This is a genomic window from Nocardia amamiensis NBRC 102102, assembly GCF_001612745.1.
GTDB classification, from domain to species: domain Bacteria; phylum Actinomycetota; class Actinomycetes; order Mycobacteriales; family Mycobacteriaceae; genus Nocardia; species Nocardia amamiensis.
Genome location: NZ_BDBA01000080.1, coordinates 1 through 19,541 on the forward strand (window position 1 = coordinate 1; position 19,541 = coordinate 19,541).

General features: G+C 65.6%; 23 protein-coding genes and 1 pseudogene. 14 read left to right on the forward strand and 10 right to left on the reverse strand.

The window, feature by feature from the left end; genetic code table 11:
* Positions 1-58: 58 nt before the first annotated feature.
* Positions 59-712, reverse strand: a complete 654-nt coding sequence (locus tag NA4_RS16525; RefSeq protein ID WP_067470526.1) for a TetR family transcriptional regulator — start codon at positions 710-712, stop codon at positions 59-61.
* Positions 713-798: 86 nt separating this feature from the next.
* Between NA4_RS16525 and NA4_RS16530 the strand changes: the two genes are divergently transcribed.
* The 4 genes from NA4_RS16530 (at position 799) to NA4_RS16540 (ending at position 3,486) form a co-directional block, all read left to right on the forward strand.
* Entirely contained in the window at positions 799-1,461 is a 663-nt protein-coding gene (locus NA4_RS16530; protein WP_067470527.1) for a class I SAM-dependent methyltransferase, read from the forward strand.
* Positions 1,458-1,643 (forward strand): hypothetical protein, encoded by a 186-nt coding sequence (locus tag NA4_RS40425; protein WP_157129060.1) that lies wholly within the window; start codon positions 1,458-1,460, stop codon positions 1,641-1,643. The genes NA4_RS16530 and NA4_RS40425 overlap by 4 nt, the downstream gene beginning before the upstream one ends.
* Before the next feature lie 226 nt (positions 1,644-1,869).
* Positions 1,870-3,114, forward strand: a complete 1,245-nt coding sequence (locus NA4_RS16535) for an MFS transporter (protein WP_067470528.1) — start codon at positions 1,870-1,872, stop codon at positions 3,112-3,114.
* 3 nt (positions 3,115-3,117) lie between these two features.
* Positions 3,118-3,486, forward strand: a complete 369-nt coding sequence (locus tag NA4_RS16540) for an ArsR/SmtB family transcription factor (RefSeq protein WP_067470529.1) — start codon at positions 3,118-3,120, stop codon at positions 3,484-3,486.
* Between the two features lie 596 nt (positions 3,487-4,082).
* On the opposite strand, the gene NA4_RS16545 is transcribed toward NA4_RS16540, so the two are convergent.
* The 3 genes from NA4_RS16545 to NA4_RS16555 all read right to left on the reverse strand — a co-directional run bounded on the left by NA4_RS16545 (position 4,083) and on the right by NA4_RS16555 (position 6,096).
* A complete protein-coding gene (locus NA4_RS16545) occupies positions 4,083-5,267 on the reverse strand; it encodes an IS110 family RNA-guided transposase (RefSeq protein ID WP_067470530.1) in 1,185 nt (394 codons plus the stop codon).
* Between the two features lie 208 nt (positions 5,268-5,475).
* Positions 5,476-5,778, reverse strand: coding sequence for a WXG100 family type VII secretion target (locus NA4_RS16550; protein WP_084497154.1), 303 nt, complete (start codon positions 5,776-5,778; stop codon positions 5,476-5,478).
* 3 nt (positions 5,779-5,781) lie between these two features.
* Positions 5,782-6,096, reverse strand: a complete 315-nt coding sequence (locus NA4_RS16555) for a WXG100 family type VII secretion target (protein ID WP_067470531.1) — start codon at positions 6,094-6,096, stop codon at positions 5,782-5,784.
* A gap of 266 nt (positions 6,097-6,362) precedes the next feature.
* On the opposite strand from NA4_RS16555, the gene NA4_RS16560 reads away from it, so the two are divergent.
* Both NA4_RS16560 and NA4_RS16565 read left to right on the forward strand, forming a co-directional pair.
* Positions 6,363-6,905: a GNAT family N-acetyltransferase gene (locus NA4_RS16560; protein ID WP_067470532.1), complete on the forward strand. Its 543-nt coding sequence runs from the start codon at positions 6,363-6,365 to the stop codon at positions 6,903-6,905.
* A gap of 163 nt (positions 6,906-7,068) precedes the next feature.
* Complete coding sequence (locus NA4_RS16565; protein ID WP_169811052.1) at positions 7,069-7,581, forward strand: GNAT family N-acetyltransferase; 513 nt, start codon at positions 7,069-7,071, stop codon at positions 7,579-7,581.
* A gap of 167 nt (positions 7,582-7,748) precedes the next feature.
* Here the strand turns inward: NA4_RS16565 and NA4_RS16570 are convergent, their stop codons facing one another.
* The 3 genes from NA4_RS16570 to NA4_RS16580 all read right to left on the reverse strand — a co-directional run bounded on the left by NA4_RS16570 (position 7,749) and on the right by NA4_RS16580 (position 9,457).
* Positions 7,749-8,618 carry a phosphotransferase gene (locus tag NA4_RS16570; RefSeq protein WP_084497156.1) on the reverse strand — a complete coding sequence of 290 codons (870 nt, stop codon included), beginning with the start codon at positions 8,616-8,618 and terminating at the stop codon, positions 7,749-7,751.
* Between the two features lie 93 nt (positions 8,619-8,711).
* Positions 8,712-9,191, reverse strand: coding sequence for a GNAT family N-acetyltransferase (locus NA4_RS16575; RefSeq protein ID WP_067470533.1), 480 nt, complete (start codon positions 9,189-9,191; stop codon positions 8,712-8,714).
* The gene (locus tag NA4_RS16580; protein ID WP_067470534.1) at positions 9,188-9,457 is read right to left on the reverse strand and encodes a hypothetical protein; all 270 of its coding nucleotides are present in this window, start codon (positions 9,455-9,457) and stop codon (positions 9,188-9,190) included. Before NA4_RS16580 ends, NA4_RS16575 begins: the two co-directional genes overlap by 4 nt.
* A 106-nt stretch (positions 9,458-9,563) precedes the next feature.
* On the opposite strand from NA4_RS16580, the gene NA4_RS41935 reads away from it, so the two are divergent.
* Positions 9,564-9,773: a nucleoside/nucleotide kinase family protein gene (locus NA4_RS41935; RefSeq protein WP_067470535.1), complete on the forward strand. Its 210-nt coding sequence runs from the start codon at positions 9,564-9,566 to the stop codon at positions 9,771-9,773.
* A 110-nt stretch (positions 9,774-9,883) separates the two neighbouring features.
* Entirely contained in the window at positions 9,884-10,273 is a 390-nt protein-coding gene (locus tag NA4_RS41940) for a nucleoside/nucleotide kinase family protein (protein WP_067470536.1), read from the forward strand.
* A gap of 207 nt (positions 10,274-10,480) precedes the next feature.
* Here NA4_RS41940 and NA4_RS16595 read toward each other — a convergent pair whose 3' ends face one another.
* Positions 10,481-11,653, reverse strand: a complete 1,173-nt coding sequence (locus NA4_RS16595; RefSeq protein ID WP_157129061.1) for a histidine phosphatase family protein — start codon at positions 11,651-11,653, stop codon at positions 10,481-10,483.
* A 175-nt stretch (positions 11,654-11,828) separates the two neighbouring features.
* Here NA4_RS16595 and NA4_RS44105 point away from each other — a divergent pair.
* The 5 genes and pseudogenes from NA4_RS44105 to NA4_RS16610 all read left to right on the forward strand — a co-directional run.
* A pseudogene (locus tag NA4_RS44105) lies at positions 11,829-11,966 on the forward strand (hypothetical protein); the annotation flags it as partial.
* Between the two features lie 535 nt (positions 11,967-12,501).
* Positions 12,502-13,062: a WXG100-like domain-containing protein gene (locus NA4_RS44040; protein ID WP_444980037.1), complete on the forward strand. Its 561-nt coding sequence runs from the start codon at positions 12,502-12,504 to the stop codon at positions 13,060-13,062.
* On the forward strand, positions 12,981-13,469 hold the full coding sequence (locus NA4_RS16600) for a hypothetical protein (RefSeq protein WP_067470538.1): 489 nt from the start codon (positions 12,981-12,983) through the stop codon (positions 13,467-13,469). Before NA4_RS44040 ends, NA4_RS16600 begins: the two co-directional genes overlap by 82 nt.
* Positions 13,466-13,879 (forward strand): ankyrin repeat domain-containing protein, encoded by a 414-nt coding sequence (locus tag NA4_RS16605; RefSeq protein WP_067470539.1) that lies wholly within the window; start codon positions 13,466-13,468, stop codon positions 13,877-13,879. Before NA4_RS16600 ends, NA4_RS16605 begins: the two co-directional genes overlap by 4 nt.
* Positions 13,876-14,316, forward strand: a complete 441-nt coding sequence (locus NA4_RS16610) for a YbaB/EbfC family nucleoid-associated protein (protein WP_067470540.1) — start codon at positions 13,876-13,878, stop codon at positions 14,314-14,316. The genes NA4_RS16605 and NA4_RS16610 overlap by 4 nt, the downstream gene beginning before the upstream one ends.
* 232 nt (positions 14,317-14,548) lie before the next feature.
* Here the strand turns inward: NA4_RS16610 and NA4_RS16615 are convergent, their stop codons facing one another.
* A complete protein-coding gene (locus tag NA4_RS16615) occupies positions 14,549-16,912 on the reverse strand; it encodes a GNAT family N-acetyltransferase (protein ID WP_157129064.1) in 2,364 nt (787 codons plus the stop codon).
* The gene (locus tag NA4_RS43260; protein WP_084497158.1) at positions 16,909-17,385 is read right to left on the reverse strand and encodes a class I SAM-dependent methyltransferase; all 477 of its coding nucleotides are present in this window, start codon (positions 17,383-17,385) and stop codon (positions 16,909-16,911) included. Before NA4_RS43260 ends, NA4_RS16615 begins: the two co-directional genes overlap by 4 nt.
* 221 nt (positions 17,386-17,606) lie before the next feature.
* Between NA4_RS43260 and NA4_RS16625 the strand changes: the two genes are divergently transcribed.
* On the forward strand, positions 17,607-18,599 hold the full coding sequence (locus NA4_RS16625; protein WP_169811053.1) for a phosphotransferase family protein: 993 nt from the start codon (positions 17,607-17,609) through the stop codon (positions 18,597-18,599).
* Positions 18,600-19,541 lie beyond the last annotated feature (942 nt).

Here is a 19,541-nt window from a genome sequence, read left to right on the forward strand (position 1 = left end):
CGGTTGCAGCATCGACCGGCTCGGCAGCGCCGGGCACGCTGTCTTGCGATGGTCGAGGTCAGGATTGGCCGGCATCGGATTCGCGGGCATCATCGTCGATCAATGTGCGCAGTGTCATGTGCGCGATGTGGCCTTCGAGCCGTTGCCGGTCGGGCATGACCGCGCTGCGGAAGCGGTGTGCGGCCAGGAAGGACAGCACCGCCCAGGCAGCCGCTTCGGGGTCGAGGTCGGCGCGCAGTTCGCCGGTGCGCTGGCCGTGGGTGATCACCTCGGCCAAGGCGTCGGCGAGTTCGCCCATGTGCCGCCGGACTGCCTGCTCGACCGCGGGTTCGGCGGTCAGGGTCATCGCGTCGGCGAAGATCACCCCCAGCGAGCCGGGGGCGTGGAGTTCATCGATGTGGCCGGGGCTGAGCAGGTGCGCCAGCAGCGCAGCGATCGAGTCGGTTTCGGCGGCGACGGTGCGCATCATGGCGCACATCTGCCCGGAGGCGTGTTCCACGACCGCGGCGTAGAGCCCTGATTTGGAGCCGAAGTTCTGGAACAGCACCGGCTCGGTGACGCCGATCCGGGCGGCGATCTGCGCCATGGTGGCGCGCTGGAACCCTGATTCGGCGAACACCGCGGTGGCGGCATCGATGATCGAGGCGCGCCGGTCGGCGGCGCGCAGTCGCGTGCGCCGCTGGTCGGCGGGATCGGAGGATGCGCGGGCCATGGCGTCATCGTAGCCACCCTTGCACAACAACTTAGCTGCGACTAAGTTATCCATTATCTTAGTCGTAACTAAGTTAAGGAGGGGCCATGGGCCTCGGACGTCTGATGCATCGCCACAATCCCAACCCGAGCACGGCTGGGCTCACGATCGACCACGGCCGCAGCTACGACATATTCGGCGCAGTGTTCTTCGGCGGTAGACGCGATCGCGTCTACCGCCGCCTCGCCGAGCTGAGCGGCGCCCGCCCCGGTGATCGGGTTCTCGATATCGGTTGCGGCACCGGCTATTTGACCCGCCGCCTGGCCGCGTCCACCAGTTCAGGGACGGCGCTCGGCGTGGATGCCTCCGCCGCGGTGCTCGACCGTGCCCGCAAGATCACCAAACAGCCGAACTGCACCTATACCGTCGGCGTCGCCGAAGCACTGCCCACGGAGGACGATTCGGTCGACGTCGTGACCAACTGCCTGATGCTGCACCACCTCCCGGAGAAGGTGCGCGCCACGGCGCTATCGGAGATGTGGCGGGTGCTGCGTCCGGGCGGGCGGCTGCTGATCGGCGAGTTCCGGCCACCGGCGAATCCCGTGGCACGGCATCTGATCGGCGCACTGACCGGCCCGGCCATGGAGCACAACCCGATCGATCTGCTCGAGCCGATGGTCACCGAGGCGGGTTTCGAGCAGATCGCCTCGGGGGATCTGCGCCCGTGGATCCGTTACGTCACCGCCGTCAAGCCGGGCACGGTCCGATGAGGCATCCGATAGGCGTACTGCGCGTTGTCGCGGTGGTGTTGATCATCATCGGTATCACCGTGCACCTTGGGCTGGGCAGCTTGGCAGGGCTCGGGCTCGCGGTCGTGGGCCTGATACTGGTCGCGCACCTGGCGCTGGCTGCACTTGGCGCCCGTTGGCTGCACCGCAACCGGACGAGATAACGGTTCAGCGCATCGTCCCCGGGTTTGGCCACAGTGAGGGCAAGCAAACATCGGCCACTGGGAGTTCAGCGCCTCCATTCGCCCGGAAGGCACCGACGCCAACTCGTGTCCGGACCACTCTTGCGCCCCGGCCCGGTGCGTCCGCTATACGCGCCAATAGGTTCGCATCTGCGCACCTATTGGCGTAAGGTGTCCCTTAGTTCAGGGAGCTCGGGGAAGGTCAGGCGTGATCGAGGTATTGCGGCATCGTGGGTTCCGGCGGTTGTTCACCGCGCAGGTGGTGGCGTTGGTCGGGACCGGGTTGTTGACGGTGGCGTTGGGGCTGCTGGCCTACGATTTGGCCGGTAGCGACGCCGGTGCGGTCCTGGGTACCGCGCTGGCGATCAAGATGCTCGCCTATGTTTTCGTCGCGCCGGTGATCTCCGCGGTCACCGACCGCGTGCGACGCCGGGTGCTGCTGGTGTCGGCGGACGCAATCCGCGCGGTGATCGCCGTGACGCTGCCGCTGGTCACCGAGGTGTGGCAGATCTATGTGCTGATCTTCGTGCTGCAGGCCGCCTCGGCCACGTTCACTCCCGCTTTCCAGGCGGTGATCCCGGCGGTGCTGGTCGACGAGGACGACTACACCCGCGGGCTGTCACTGTCGCGGCTGGCCTATGACCTGGAGTCGCTGCTGAGCCCGGTGCTGGCCGCCGCGTTGCTGACGCTGATCGACTACAACCTGCTGTTCGTCGGCACCGCCGCCGGATTCGTCGCCTCGGCCGTGCTGGTCGTGCAAACCTCCTTGCCTCGTCTGGTGCCCAACGACCGATCCGCGCCGCTGATCGAGCGGATCACCCGCGGCGCTCGCGTCATGCTCGCGCGGCCCGTGCTGCGGGGACTGCTGGCCATGAACCTCGCCGTCGCCGCGGCGACCGCGCTGGTCGTGGTGAACACCGTGATCTACGTCCAGGATCTGCTCCACGGCTCCGCCACCGGTGTCGCACTCGCGCTCGGCTGCTACGGCGGCGGCTCGATGCTCATCGCGCTCACCATGCCGCGACTGCTCACCCGCGTCAGCGACCGCAGCCTCATGCTCACCGGCTGCGCTGTGCTGCCGATCGGGCTACTCGCCGCCGCCGCGATCATCGCACTGCGTCCTTCCCCCGGGCCGGGCTGGCTGCTGCTTGCCGGGGCGTGGATCACGCTCGGCGCGGGGACCTCGATGATCAACACGCCGTCGGCGCGTCTGCTGCGCGCGCAGTCGACATCCGAGAACCGCACCGCGGTGTTCGCCGCCCGGTTCTCCCTCTCCCATGCCTGCTTCTTGCTCACCTACCCCATCGCCGGGTGGGTCGGTGCCAGTGCGGGCCAGCTCACCGCCGCACTGACGCTGGCCGCCGTCGCTACACTTGCAGCAACCACAGCCGCCCGCGTCTGGCCTGCGACCACGCCGACCGAGATGGAGGCGGTGCCAGCAGGAAGGCGGTGAACCATGGCGGGCACACCCCCAGCCGCCCAGGTGCCCCCAGCCAGCCTCGTTCACCCGATCGCCCCCGACCAAGCGCGTCTGGACGCCGCGACCGCCGCCTTCCGGATGCTGTCCGACCCCACCCGGCTGCACATCCTGTGGCTGCTCGCCGACGGCGAAGCAGACGTCACCGCCCTCACCGAAGCAGTCGGCGCCTCCCGCACCGCGGTCAGCCAACATCTGGCCAAACTCCGCTTCACCGGCCTGGTCGACACCCGCAGAGAAGGCCGCCGCATCATCTACCGCGTCCACGACGGCCACCTCACCCGCCTCGTGCGCGAAGGACTCAACCTCGCCGACCACATCGTCACCGGCGAACCACCCCACGCCTGACCAGAACCCAAACACCACAACCCGGTCACACCAGCCCCAACCGAGCGCGACCAGAAGCCAGCTTCCACCGCCCAGCCCCGCAGTGGCAGCGCTATGACGGCGGGCTATCCGGTGCAGCTCATCGCCGAGCCCACGGTTCGCCGACCCCGGCTTGGGTAGAATCGGTGCGCACGCATAAGGATCCGCAGCCAAACCCAGGTGGCAAGGACATTACGATCCGAACCGCGCAGCGGCACTGCGAGCAGACCGACACCGCGCTATCCCGACCGCGCCGCGGTCTACTCGGAGCCAGCTGCCGTCCTCGGCACCCGACCTTGGAGGAACAACATGGTCGAATTGGTCGTAGCCGCCGTCAACTGGTGGCCATGCCTGCTGTTCAGTCTGGGACCGCCCCTCCTCCTCGCCTCCCCGACACTGGTTTCACGGGGCACCTCCCATCGCGCCTAGCGCATCCGGCCGCACCGCCAACCCGATCCCGCCACCACTTCCCAGCAGCGCGCGACAGCAGCGACCGCGCCTCCTCCTCGCCGGGATACCGATACAGGCATCGTTCAACGCGAATACCACCGGATGCTGCAGCCCAGCGGTCACACCGCTCACGTTGGCGCCGGGCGTGGCTCGTAGCACCGCTGTTCGCGCATAAGGGCCCACAACACGTTCACTCGTCGCCGCGCCAGCGCGATCACAGCTTGCCGATATGTCTTGCCCTCCATGCGTTTACGGTCGACGAACCTCTTCGAATCCTCGTTGTAGCGGACGCTGCACTCCGCCGAGAGGTAGAACACCCGCAGCAGTCCGCGGTGGTATCGCCTAGGACGGCGCAGGTTGCCGTGCACCTTGCCCGAATCCCGCGGTACCGGCGCCACTCCGGCCATGGCGGCCAGCCGGTCCGGTGACCGGAACTGAGCCAGATCGCCGCCGGTGATCGCGAGGAACTCCGCGCCCAGCTGCACACCGATGCCCGGCAAACTGGCGATCACCTCGGCGGCCGGATGACGGCGAAACCTTTCAACGATGAGGTCATCGATATCTTTGATCTGTTCCCCCAAAAACAGCAGCTCCTCCGCAGTCTGCGCGATCAACAGGGCTGCCAGCCGCTCCGCAGGCAGGCGGGTTTGCTGCGTCCGCGCCGCCTCCACCACTCTGTGGGCCAGCGTCGCTGCTTTGTACACACCTCGCCGCCGCAGCCACTCCGTCACCTCCCCGACTCCGGCCTCACGCAGCCCGCCCGGTGTCTGAAAGCCGGTAAGCAGCACCAGCGGCCCCTTGCAGCCCAAATCCAGCACCCGTTCCAGCGCCGGGCTGATCGCTACCAGCCGATCCCGCAACCGATTCACCGCCCGGGTGCGGTTGCCGACCAGATCCTCGCGGCGAGCCACCAGCATCCGCAACTCGACGATCAACTCCTCGTCGGCGCGCAACACAGAGAGATCCCGGCGCATCCGGGCTTGATCAGCGATAACGAAGGCATCTCGGGCGTCGGTCTTCCCGGCGCCGCGATAGGTGGTCGCCGCCAGATTCACAGTGGCACCGGACAGATACACCGCCTGCTGATCGTGGGCCAGCAGCAACGCCACCAACAACGCGGACTCGCTGCCGGCGATATCGACCGCCCACACCACCTCATCCGCCAGCTCCGCAACATCCTCGATCAGCACCAGCAGCTCTCGCTCGTCGTTGCGTACCCGCCGCGACAGCAACTTCCTGCCGGACTCGTCTACCACCACCGCGTGGTGATGCTGCTTGCCGATGTCTACCCCGGCCCACGCCTGCAAACCCATGCCCTCCTCGGACTGAACCCGACCTGTTGTCTCGAAGACGGCCTCACCAGCGGGCCCCTATGCAGCGACGATCCGCAGCTCTCAATAAGCGGCCAAAGCCGACCGGATGCCGGGCGGCCAGCCTTAGTGAGCCACCAACCGGACAGCCACATCCAAGCCATACCCGACACCCGTCGAGACACCCGAACCTAAACGGCCCGAGCGAGATTCACGATAGGGGCCACATCCCGTGGTTGGTTTCGGCGGCGCTGGAATAGTTGGTGTGCGCTCGCCGCGCCACCTCACGCAGCTCGTCGAGGTTCTCCCGCATCTCCGCCACACCGGCCGACCACCGTGTGTGCGCGGCACGCTGGGCTGCGGCGGCATCACTCGACCACGACAGGTGCAGGTCGTCGATATGCTGATCGACCTCGCTAAGCCAGCCCTCGACCTCGGCACCGAACTTCGCCATTGTCGCGATCGCCTCATCGAGCTGCTGCAAGTTCACCCGGTAGCTGTAATCGTCAGGCACCGGCTACACCTGCCTTCCGACGCCGTTGATCGCGTCGCGACGCGCGGCGTCCTGCATCTCATGCCGGTTGGCGGCATCGGCCAAACTTACCGCCGACGACTCCAACGCCGCGACGATCTCCTCGGCAGCGTCCCGCCATTCGACCCACGACTCGTCATACGCCGACGCCGCTTTCCCCTGCCAGCCGTCGGCCAGCAGCTCGGCGCCGATCGTGCGATCCAGCTCCCGCACCCGGTCCCTGATGACCTGCGCCTTGTCGCCGATGAACCGCGCCGCCTCCCGCAGCCGGACTACATCCACCTGAAGCTCACCGGCCATGCGCGCCCCCTCCTCACACCGTCCACAGATCTCTACGCACTATAAGACGCATCCCGCACACCCCGCGCCGAAGCGGTCGCGTTCCCATGGCAGCCACTGCTTGATCCCTCCGTGCCCGCCGCTGGGGGATGCAGGGTGTGCCGGTGCCTGCACGTTGTCTGGTCGCTCGTTGGACCCGCCACCATCGGTCTCGCGGAGATGGCGGGCGCGGGTTGCGGGACGAAAATCCGTCGACGACGGTGCTTTCGCTGGCTACGGTGCGGGCCATGTCAACTGCTCCCCGGACCTCGCCCATTCTTGATGCGGTGCGGCTGCGGCCGTTGCGCGTGTCGGATGAACAGGTGGTCCGCGCGGCGCATGAGGCCATGGCCGACGACCACGGATTCCCCTTCACGTTGGGTCTCACACCGGCCATGACATGGCCGCAGTATCCGTCGATGCTGGAGGACTACCGCCAGGAGATCAACCTGCCCGACGGAATCGTCGCGGCCACCTACCTGGTCGCCACCGTCGATGACCAGATCGTCGGCCGCGCGTCCATCCGGCACACCCTCAACGACGCACTGAACCGGCGAGGCGGTCACATCGGCTACGCCGTCCTGGCACAATATCGACGCCGCGGCTACGGCACCGCCATCCTCCGCCACAGCCTCACCATCGCCCGCGCGATCGGCATCGACCGGATACTCCTCACCTGCCACGACACCAACCTCGCCTCTCGGCACATCATCGAATGCTGCAGCGGCGTCCTGGAATCGCTCGAACCATGTACCGATGGCATCCTGACCCGCCGCTACTGGATCGACTGACAGATATGTGGCGCGGGCCGCCCACCACGATCGGGACTCATCGACTGATTGGCGGTCCAGGTGGTCCTTCAGTTTCGGGGCGACGCGGCCCGAGACCGCTGAGGAATCTGTCCGATGTGAAATCTCGTTGCGGCCAATGAACTTGCCGCGTCAGCATCATCCTGTGACAGATCTGCCGACACTGGTCGTCCGGCCGCTTGGACCAAGCGACGAACAACGCTTCCTGACCCTGCGGACAGCGATCATGGACGAGGGGCTGACGTTCGCGAAGGACTACCAGCCGGGCATCACGTGGGATGAGTACCTGAGAGTGCAAGACAACGCCCAGCGGCGCGTCGACCTCCCCGCGAATACTGTTCCGTATACGTTCCTTGTCGCTGAGGTCGACGGCGCCCTCGTCGGGAGCAGCGACATACGACACCATCTCACTGACGACCTCCTGCGCTGGGGCGGCCACATCGGCTACGTCGTCGCGCCACAGTTCCGCCTTCGCGGCTGGGGAACCGAGATCCTCCGCCAAACCCTACCGCTGGCAAAGGCTCTCGGTATCAACCGCGCCCGACTCACCTGCCGCGTCGACAACATTGCATCACGCCGCATCATCACCACATGTGGAGGCACGCTCGACGCCACCACCGCAGACGGCATATGCCAGTATTGGATTCGCGTCGGGTGACGTCGCCGTTCCGACCTATCCGGGCGCCGTCGATGGTTGCTGGGTGTGCGGGATTGCTGGATGACCAGGGTGGCGGTATCGGTGAGCGGTCAGAAGCGACCGATAGATGGTGCAGATTCCGCCGCGGGTACGTTGATGCAGATCGCGGTGGACCGTGGCGATGTGCATTAGGAACTCCGTATAGCGCTGGTGTGCAGGCGTTCTCGCGTGTGCTGCCACGCCGTGTCGATGACGGGCAGCCGTGTTTCGCGCAGCGGCCCGTCCGGCAGCTGGCGGTGGATGCGCAGTTCCCGGGTGAGGACGGTGGCGAGATTGACGACGAACGGTTCTTCGATCCCGGCTGCGGTGACTGCCGTGTCGATGCGAGTCCTGAGTGCTGGGGTGGCGGCGCCGAGTTGGGTGTGCAGCATCGCCAGGTCGAATCCGGGCAGGAACAGTCCGGTGAATTCCCAGTCCAGCAGGACAGCGGGGGTCGTGTCGCGGAGGAGGATGTTGCTGGCCAGCGGATCTCCGTGGTTGAGCTGATCGGCAGCACCGGCGCGGTCGACCAGGCGCAGCAAGGCGTCGCGGTCGGTGTCGGTGAGATAGCCGTGGGCGTGATAGCGGCCGATCCGGTCTCGGTAGTCGAAGATCATGTCGAACGCCCCGGCGGGTGGCTGCCATCGGTTCAGGGCCTCGACCGTGGCGAGCACTGCGTCGATCTCGGTGTCGGTGAGTGACCGCTGGGGGTAGCGGTCGTCGTCGAGGCGCTGCCCGTTCATCCATTCCAGTGCCATCAGCCGGGTGTTATCGGTGTAGATCAGCCGCGGCACCCGCACGGGCGGCGCAGTGTGAGCGAACACCTCGTACACCCCGAGTTCGTGCCGCCATTTCCCGGCCCAGAACGGGTCGCTGCCGAGCAGGCATTTCACGGCCACGCGCCGACCGGCGACGCTGCCTGCGGCGAGCAGTGTCTTGCCGGTCTGCTGGAGTACCGCGTCGATGCGGATTCCGGCGTTGTCGGCGGCGGTGGCGAGGTCATGCGGCAGTGTCGGCACGGCTTCCGTTCACGATCGTCGGTGGTGATGCGGGCGGGCAGGTCGCTTCCGGACTGGTCGCCGTGCCAGGCCGCAACCGGGTCGGCGACACACTCAGGTCAGAGACAGTTCGTAGACAGCACGGCTGCGGCCCGGGCCTTTGAAGTCGGTAACGACGGATATGCCGTTGATCTCATGGTCGCCGGGCACGTTGACGAAGCCAAGGGCAGCCCAACTGGCGTGCGCTGCATAGTTGTCGGGTTCGGATGTCAGATATAGGCGCTCGCAATCCCACTTCTCAGCCTGTGATCGCACGCTGCGCAGAAGCGCTCCTGCAATGCCGCGTTGCCGGTGGCGGGGGTGGGTCATGACGTCCTGGACATACACATCTGCGGGATCGTTTTGGCTTCGGAATGCGATCACCGCTCCAGTGATGGTGCTGTCCTCGCCAATCGCGATGGGACAGGTCGAGGAGAACAGCTTGGCATAGAGCCAGTAATCAGACAGGGTACGTGCACTGATAAATGGCTCACCGAGCCCCATGAGTTCGCGGACTTCGCTGATCTGTTCAGGCTGAAGTGGCGTGACAATCACAGGCCCTCCTCGGTGTGGATCTTTCGGACAATGCTGGTCAACTGGTGTGCCATGTCGGCCGGGGCAACGGCGTCGGCAATGCCCCGGCCGACAATAGCGATGCCCCAGTCGCCGCTGCCGGCGAGCGTGTCATCGCCCGTGCTGAACCCGCCGGAGACCGCGACCGGCAGTTGTAGATCAGCTGCGGCACTGACACGGGCGGCGGGGTGTAAGTAGTCGCGCCGATTAAGTTTTGACGAGGCACCGCGTTGGTACGGTGGGCCCACCGCTTCGATTCAGATGCAAAGGATCCGGGATGCGTTCAGGCAGCGAAGTCCCTGTGACCGAGCTCGCGGCGTGGGTGTGTACGCGAGTCCCCGCGGAGCGTCGGTAGTGCTGGGTATCGCCGGGCCGCCGGCGGCGGGAAAGTCGACGCTGTCGCAGAGTCTTGCCGCCGCGATCACCGCGGCACAGGCGATCCCGGCGGGGATCGCCCCGATGGACGATTTTCACAAGACGTCGGCTGAGCTGGACGCCGTCGGTGCGCGGCACCGCAAGGGCCAGCCCGATACTTCGATGTGGCCGGGTTCGTCGCCCGGCTGAATGTGCTGCGCGAAGCACCGCTCGGTGAGCGTGTACCTTAGCCGATCTATGACCGTGGTCTGCACGATTCGGTCCCTGATGCGATCACGTTCGCTGACCAGCGTGTTGCTGTGGTCGAGGGGAATTACCTGTTGCTTGGTCAGCCTGGGTGGGCGGAGGTAAGCAGCCACCTGGATGAGGTGTGGTATCTCGACGCGGAAGATCGCGTCATCGAGCGTCGGCTGACCGACCGGTGCCTGCTCGGAGGCAAGACCGCCGAGCAGGCGCAGATCAAGATCACTAATAGCGATATGCCCAACGCACGCCTGATCGCAGGCACTCGCGACCGTGCCGACATGGTGCTGCGCGAGATCGCCGGGAATTACCTCCGCGCTGCGTCGAGCCCGACCACGATGGCCGACACCGGCGGCTTGTCGGTCCGGTCGGGTGTCGCGTCAACGACCGTGACGTGGTGGCCGGTGAGGTCGTGGAGAAGCTTCGCCTCGGCCAAACATGGCTGACCGACCACCAGGCCGATCGAGGTGACGCTCGAATTGAGGGGCGCCCGATGAGTCCCCAGCCGCGGTCGCGTCAATGGTGGTGAGCTGCGACCGGTGAAATCGGCCACCGCAGCGCGGCGAACTTCCGGCTGAGTATTCGATCCGCAGGGCCGATCAAATCGTCGAACTACTCTGCGCCGCAGTCCGCGCCCGTGATGATCCAACGATTCAAACAGCACCCAGGTGCAGGCCGGGAACCACGGAGCTAGGCGCGATGTTCATTGCCTCGATTTTGGTTTCGGTGGCTGATAGCGTGAATCGGCTGAAGCAACCGGTGTCCCAGCGGAGTCGCCGTGCGCCCTTCAGGTCCGTTCCCAGAGCACTCGCCACCAGCCACGAATGCGGCCCGCCATGGCCCACCACGAGAACTCGCTTTCCGCTGTAGGTCTCAGGCAGCGTGCCGAAGAACGACAGCGCCCGCTCCCGCGCCGCTTCGTACGACTCGTCTGGAGCGAGTTCGACCAGGTCACTGTTTCCGGTCAAGACGCCGGTGGCTGCAGGGCCCAGCTCCCGCCGTACGTCGTCGAACGATTTTCCAACCAGCTGGAAGAAGACGCGTTCACGCAGTGCCTCGACTGGCTCGATCTTCAGGTCCATTCCAGAGCTCGCGAGTTGGGCTGTCTCCAATGCCCGCGCGAAGTCCGAACTGAGGATGACATCCGGCGCGAACCGCCGGACCGCCGCCTTCGCGGACAGAGCCTCCGATCGCCCCTGTGGGGACAAACGCAGTTCGAATGGATCGGGGTATACGTCGAGAGGGTAATCAGGAGCGCCGTGACGAAGGAAAAGTAGATCGGCCTCTCCGCTATCTGCACGATTCATCGGGCCCGCGGACTGCGCGGACCGCTTGAGCTCGACAATCTCGAGAAGGTCATCGCATACTTCCTCGGGAAGCTTGCCGCGGATCCCCAGTGGCACGCCCACAAGCTGGAAACCCGCGTGTAGCTGCCGGATTCGTGCCTCATCCATCCGCTGGAGCGGATCGCGGAGCATGTTGCGGTGCAGGAGGTCGTCCATCTCGGCGGCCAGCGAGACCGTGATGAGTTGGAAGCCTCGCCGTTCGAAGCGCAGCGCCTGGCTGGCCAGCAAGTCGGCATCGTCGAACACACCATCGATAATGGGCACGAATCCGCTGTCGCAGTAGGACAGTGCGAGATCCATGCACGCTCTTTCGGATGCCTCCAACGTAAGGCTCGTGAAGTCGCGGGGCTTCGCCATGTATCTGACGGAATCGTCGGATACCCGAACTGACGGAGGTACCGCGTCCCTCAGCAAGGCCGCTGTCGTTGTCTTTCCTGTTCCTGGAAGGCCACGAATCAGTACAGCGAACCGCCGGGTCACAACATCACCTGTTCTGTGTCATCGATGAAGATCAGCTACGCCGATGCCTAGGGATGCGCCAGCACGAATGTCGCGTTCAGCCTAGCGCAGTCACTCATGACGACAGTGCGCTTCTCGGTGAAGATATGCGGCATCACCAGCCAGGAAAATGTTCCCGCGGCGGTAGCCGTCGCTGCTGCGGAACCTCCACCGCGCCCACCGCATCGCCGACAACCCAGCGCTGACCGCGTGGATCAAACTCGCGCTGCTGGCTCACCTGGCAGGACGGCCACCACCACAGCCTGAACCCGCGTGGATAAAAGACCTCACCAGCACCCACCCCGCGGCCACTACTGCTCGCAGCGATCCGCCACCAGACAAGTGGGTCATCGGCGTGAACGAGATGCGCGAAAACCTCGACGAGCTACGCGAAGTCGCGCGAAAAGCGCACCAGAACTACAGCGCCGCGATCGACACCAACACGCGGATGTGGCCCCTACCCTGATTCCCGGCAGGGCTAACCGCCTGCCGGGCATCGTTCTGTAATAGCCGCTGAGCGTTCGACTGGCCGACTGCTTCGCGTCCGACTCGTGATGTGCTGCGCGCCAACGTATTCCGGCTATCCTTAACTCGATGCTGATCTCATCCGTCCGCCAGGCCACGACGCCTCTGGCGTGTCGCTGCGTTGACAATCAGGATTGAGAGCCGTAAATGGCGCCGCCTGTCGTGCAGGTGGATCCGCGGGGGTTCGCCAAGGCCGCCGACGTTTATGAAGGCGTGCACAATGCGTTGACCTACGGCATCGGCACCTTGACGAGGATTCTCGGCCGGTGCGGTGGGAGTGCGGGTTCGGATAACGCCGGTCGGAGATGGAGCAACGACTACGACCCCGCCGCGTGGAACACCGTCGACGCACTCGGGGACCTGGCGCTTGCGGTGGGGCAGATGCACGACTTGCTGCAGTTCACCGCCGCCAACCACGCCAACGCGAATTCACAGTCCGTCCCGCAGCCGAACCCGAACGACCTGGTCTTTCCGCCGGGCACGTTGACGGTCTATCAGCCTACCGAACCCCCGCCGCGTACGGCGGCCACGACCCGGAGCCCACGGGATGGGACTGGGTCAAGGGCGCCGTGCAGGGCGAGCTGTGGCCGAATGGCCACCCGGATGTGCTGCGCAAGGCTGCTGCGGCGTGGCGGACCATGGCCAACTCGCTTCGCATCGCGGCTGCCCGTTGCGACTGCTCGCGAGCTGATCGAGGCGCAGCAAAGTCCCGAGACACCCCAAGCACTCGAGCACGCCGACATCTGTCAATGTCGTCAAAAGCCAGTTCGACGACCTCGCGGGCGTGTGTGAAGAACTCGCGAAATCCTACGACTCGTACGCGGATTCTGTCGAACAGGCCAAGACAGCGATCAAGCATGCGCTGATCGAGTTGGCCGCGATCGTGGCTGTGGACGAAGCGTTCGGCTGGATCGCCGCACCGTTCACCATCGGCGGATCGGCCGCTGCTGCCCAGGGCGGGATGGCGTTGGCGATCAGTATTTACGGGGCCAGGATCGCCGCGGTCATTCGTGCCCTGATCGGTCTGACCGAAGCCGCGCGCGTCCCGGTGACAGTGTCGCAAGCCATCGCCCGCGGCAGCGGGGCGTTGATCCCGCTGCTGTGGGCGCGCCCAGCGCTGGCCGGCTACGAAAACCGCAGAATTCTCGCCGAGGCACAAGACGAAGGCCTGACCCAGCAAGAGCTCGACCGCCGCGTCAACAGCAACCCAACTGGTTCCACATCGAGGATCAGTACGGCAATAGATCTCACAGACGGGAGCCGAAGTAGATGAGCGAACGCGACGAATACGGTCGCACCGCACTGCATTACGCCGCACGAGACGGCGACGTCGACGCGATCGAGCGCCTGCTCGGCACCGAAGATGTCAACGCCAGCGACAACGAAGGCTGGACGCCACTGCACTTCGCCGCCCAAGCCGCCCGGCCGGAGTCCGTCGCACGACTGCTGGACGCCGGGGCAGACATCGACGCGGTAACCGCGAAAGGCTACCCCGTCATCTACTGGGCAATCATGGCCTCCGGCGGCGATCCCATCGCCACCGTCCGACTCCTGCGGGCGCGGGGCGCGGACCCGGCCAAGGCAACCATGAAAACCTACTTTGGCCTGCGCAGTCCCCTCGACGTCGTCAAAGAAATCGCCAACGACCCCGCCATGCAGGCCGAGTTCGCGGACCTGATGTGAACGAGCGACGAGACCTCGACACCGCGATCGAGGAGCTGAAAAGCAAAGCCAATCAGGTCAGATCAGCTCTGGCCCGCATCCGCGGCACCGGAACAGCCGGTAACGGCACCATCACCGCGGTCGTCGACTCCGCAGGGCATCTGCGCGATCTCAAACTCACCCGAGACGTACACCGCTGGGGAGACAGACTCGCGCGGATGATTCTGGAAGCCACCGCAGCCGCCGAGCAGGATGCTGCCGCGAAAGTGGAGAGGGCGATGCGTCCACTTACCCGAGATGAACACGTCACGGCGGGGATCACAGCGATCCGCGAAACCTTCGAACAGGTCGACCCCAAGCCGGATGATCGGAGAGTGCTGACAGAGGAAGAGATCCAGGCCGCAGACGATGCCTACTTCGAGCGAATGAATCGGCAGGGCTGGGGTATGGGTCGGTAAGGATGCGGCAAATGAGAAGCAAGCGCAGCCCGCCAGCGCACAGGCAGCCAGCTGTCTCCACCGATGAGTGACATTCGCTGCACCTCGGCTTTCGCATATCTACCACTGCACCTCCACGACCTGACACGACATCGCACCACCAGTCGCCTCGAAGGGGCACGATGCCGGATCAACCAGTGCCGTTGACCCCGCCACCGCCCCGGCGCGCCGCGACCGCGTCCGCGGCGTCGACCTATGCACGAGCGGAGTCATCGCCGTCGCGGCGGGGCAGCAAGCGGCTCATGATGATCGAGTCCCAGAGTTCACCGTTGCGGCGTCGGTAGTGTGCTCGCAGCGTGCCTTCGACCTCGAATCCCGCGCGATAGTACAGACCGATCGCGGGAAGGTTGTGCGGCCAGACCTGCAAGGTGACCTTGTGCGCGTTGTTGTTTTCGCACCAGTCAATCAGCCGCTCCAGTAATGCGGTCCCGATACCTTCACCTCTGTGGCTGGAGGCGACCATCATGGTGATCGACGCAACATCGGGCGTCATGAAAGCCGCGGTGGCCGTGGCCACGATCCCGGCCGATGAATGCTCGGCAACGAGCAGCCCTGCGGTGGTGGAGACGAGGTTGCGCAGACGGGCTGCGACGTCGTCTTCATCGATCGGGAGTTCCGGTCCGATCCATTTGCCTTCGGCGGCGACATCGACGTGCAAGTGGACGCAGGCGGGGATGTCCTCGACGCGGCCGTGGCGGAGCATCACGTCGGTGTTGTGGCGTTGTCGGCTCGGTTTCGTCGGCGCAAGCAGTCGGCGGATCACGTGTTGGTCGACCAAGGCGGCCTCGAGGCTGCGTGCGACAACCTCGTCCCCGACGGGCGACAGGTGCAGGCCGTCTGCCATCCACGGACTGTGCGCGGCTGACCAGTTATCGGAGCGCTCACGCAGCAGTGCGGCCGTTGTGACGAACTTGCCCCAGCAGTCTACGAACACAGCTCCGGCGTCTCCCGCCACGTCACGGGCAGCGAGGTTGTAAGCGCACAGGTCGCGGTTGATTGCCGCTGCCCGCGGGCCGATATGCGCGGCGACCGGTGGCGAGGCCAGACAGACAACAGTCCGGGAGCGGGCGGTGAGCTGGCCCAGCGCGGCTCGATAGTTGCGCGTGAACTCCTGCAGGCCGACACTGTCGGCGACGCGGGCCTGGTGACCTCGCAGTACGTCGTTGGTACCGCACTCGAACACGGCGATGTCTTGGTCGACGTTGCCGGTCTCAATGGCTTCCAGCAGGTCGCGTGAAGTGGCGCCGCCGCGGCCGTGATTGTGGAAGACCATGGCGACATCGGGAAGCCGTGCGGTCAAGCTGGTGCTCAGCCGCTCGATGAACCCGCCGTTTCGCCATCGGTCGACCGTTACCATCGTGCCCGGCGCCGGAAGGTCGGTGACGTCGACCAAGCGGTGTGACTCACCCACGAGGTGCTCGGTGTGGCTGGTTCCCCAGCACCGCACCACCAGCGTTCGAGACGATTCGACGGGACCATCCTGATCGTCCACCGTGGCAGCGGGCCACTCATCGGCCTGGAATCGGTCGGGGCCGGCCCCGGCTGCTGGTGTGGTTGACGCGGTGATGTCGGCGAAGATCATCTCGACGATGTCGGCGCAGGCTTGGGTAGCGTCCAGGCGGACCTCGTCGACGAAGTGCAGCCGATCCCAGCCGCTGTACCAGTCCCGCATCTCGTCGCGACCGAACGACGACGACTTGGCGCGGGTCGCGTGCCGCCGCAACGTCTCTTCGAACGACAAGTCGAAAGCGTAGAACCGCGACACGGCTGCATGGGATCTCAATCGGTCCAGCATGTCGCCGTAACGGCGCGGAGAGAAGATCCCCTCCAGCACGACAACCAGCCCACGAGCCAGGCACAACGAGGCGATCTCGCCGATCAACTCGATATTGAGTCCGTCGGGAACATCGCTCTCGCGCAGGAACTCTCGGCGCACGACATCCTGCGAAATCACCACACACCGCGCTCGGTCGAACCGCCGCTGCAATGTCCTGGCCACAGTCGTCTTGCCGGCGCCGGAGCTGCCGCGAAGGACCACCAACCGGCCCGCAGGCTCGGCCGACAGCGACGAACGAATACGCGCCGCGAGGTCGGCCATTTCGGTCTCGGTGTAGTCGAGGATGCCGTGGACCGGATCGAGCGCGTGCAGCTGCTGACGGCCGTAAGGCGTGTTGGCCGGAAGCGGAGCGACGTGCCAGTGAACATGGGCATTGCCCTGCATAGAGCCAAGCGACATCAAGTAGGTCCGCTCGGGACTGGTCACCGCGGCAACCGCGCGTGCCACTTTGTGCACGGCCGATTGCAGTCGAAGGTACTGTTGCGGGGTCAGGTCGGCAACCACATCTTCGACGTGGCGCCGCGGCACCACAAGAACGTAGCCGAACAAGGTCGGGTACTTGTTCAAAAACGCGACGTGCTCACCATCGTCATAGACCATGTGATGCTCGTAGCCGGGCCTGCCTTCCAGAAAGGCGCACACGAAGCAGCCCTCCGAACGCACCCGCTGTTCGTAGGCGGCCAGGTCCATCGCCACGCGACGGCCGCCGACCTCGGTCACTGCGACCGGCTCCGCCACTGATCGCTGAACGGGTTCGGCGCCAGCACCGACAGCAGCCCGCCGGTGCGCAGCACCGACACCATGGCCCCGAAGACGGCACCTCGATCAGAGACATACTGAATCACGTTGTGGCACAGCACCACATCAATCGAGCCACGCGCCGCGACAGTGGATATGTCGGATAAGTCCGCCAACCGGGTGTCGATCAGGTCTCCGAAGCCCTGTGCCTCGGCCAAGCCCACAGCCTCAGCCAGCGACGCCGGCGAGGTATCCACGATGGTCACGTGATGACCCAGCGCCGCCAAGCGCACAGCGTCGAGTCCATTACCTCCGCCCACGTCCAGCACCGTCAGCGGCCGAGCCGGCAGATGGCGGACAAGGATGGCGTACACCTGCTCATACCGGAGCCGACCCCACGGGGTGGCCTGGTAGCTACGGAACGCATCCAAATGTCTATCGAATCCCGAGGCCATAGCACCCCTTCCTACGCGAAATCCGCACCCGCCGAAGCAAGAACGGGTGACCGGTCATCGCCGACCGCCCTGCACGGACATAACAGGTCGGCGTCGGAATGTACGCGACTTCCCAGCGGACACCGTCGGGGTCGTCGACGAGGCCTGCCACGCACACGATCATCACACCTGCCTCAAATAATGACTGGCGATCACCGGCGCCCGAATCCCACGATGGTGCCATGGCCGACAACGCAGGCACCGCGACGCGGATCGAATGGCATGAGTTGCCGCAGCCGGTATGTGCCGGGATCGAGCGCCGCCTCGGTTCCCGGGTCCGGTCGGCGGTCACGCAGCCGGGTGGGTTCAGCCACGGCACGGCCGCGCGGCCGCTGTTGGCCGATGGCCGCAGGGTTTTCGTGAAGGTGATCAACCGTGACGACGCTCTGTGCGGGATGTACCAGACCGAGGCGCGGACCGCAGCGCGGTTACCCCGTACAGTGCCGACACCGTTGGTCCAGTTCACGATCGACATCGCCGGGTGGTTCGCCGTGGTTTTCGACGATGTCGACGGCCGTCATCCCCGCCTCGATCAGCCGGGCGAGCTGAACGCGGTGCTCGCCACCGTCGAACAGTTGGCGAACGCGCTGACGCCCAGTCCCCTCCCCGAGGTGCCCACTATTGCCGACAGCTACGGGCCGAAGCTGAATGGCTGGCGGCAGTTCGCCGAGCACGGGCCACCTGCCGACCTCGACAGCTGGTCGCTGCGCAATATCGACCGGCTCGCCGCGCTGGAATCGAATTGGCCCGAACACGCTGACGGTGCAACCCTGCTGCACACCGACCTGCGGCCGGACAACATGCTCCTGCGCCCCGACGGCACCGTCGCGGTGATCGACTGGGCATGGCCGTGCCTCGGCGCCGCCTGGATCCAACTCGTCTCGCTGGCGCCATCGATAGCTGCCAGCGGAATCGACCCCGACCCGATTCTCACCACGCACCCGGTCACCCGCGCAACCGATCCGGTCGCCGTCGATGCCTTCCTCACTGCGCTGGCCGGCTACTGGGCGCAACAGCCGAATGCCCGCACCCCCACGGTCACCGAAACTCCGCCACCACCAAGCACACTCGGCGCACGTGTCACGAGAATGGCTGCGCCGACGACTCGGATGGCCGTAACGGCCGCACAACGCGGGGTTGTTGCACACCCCCACGATCCGGTTTTCGGGCCATAGCTGGCCGTCGCCCGGTCGGCGAACCAAAGCCTGGTGAACCAGAATGTCATTCGACTCCAGCCAGGATGCTGGGCGGTGAGGAACGACGGTGGACGTTCGTGCTGTCGGCTATCGAGCCCCGACGGCCCGCGCCATCTCACGCGCGCACCGGGCGTCGGCTACCACGTCGTGGGCCTCGAACTGCGGGAGGTAGTAGTCTCATTCGAGCGGGCCATTCGGTGACCGATGCAGCGGTCAGCACTCCGGTGTTCAACCGTTCGTCCGGCGGCTATCCGGCAATGGCATCGAGCAACCGAGCCCGGTCATCGAGGAATGTCGCGATGTCGTGGTGGTGCGATCTGGGGAAGCCAGGTGTCCGGCTCCGTCGGTGCAGTCCCGAATTCCGGCACTGCGAAATCGAGGTAGTTGCCGCGTGGGGCCCACGTCCGAGGAAGCGGCGCCCGCAGCCATCCCATCCGCTTCCAGGCTTACGCGAAGGCAGGTTTGGCCCACTTGGGCTCCTGCCCTCACTGCCAGCGCCTGGGCGGCCCGGTCATGGCCTGGGTCGGATTCCCTGGTGACACGTTCGCTTGGACCGGCCCGGGAGGCGGACCGCAGTGGTACAAGATGTTCCCGACCACCCAAGCGCGGGTTCTGCCCCACCTGCGGTTTCACAATGGCCGCGCTCGACGACGACATCGGCATCACAATGATGCTGGCTCGACGACCCTTGCAGCCTCGTGCCGGTACATCAGAGCTTCAAACACCATGCAGTGCCATGGGCTTCCAGTGATCGAGTCTGACATCGTGACCTACCCGGGTTGCGGTCTTTGCAAACGACCGCACCTCTGATGTCGGAACGGCGGTGACCGGAACGGGGCTGCACACCGGTGGTTCGCCCGTCGATGGTGCCGCCGTTGCGTCGCAGATAACAGGCGCCAACGCGGTGAGGAATTCGGTCAC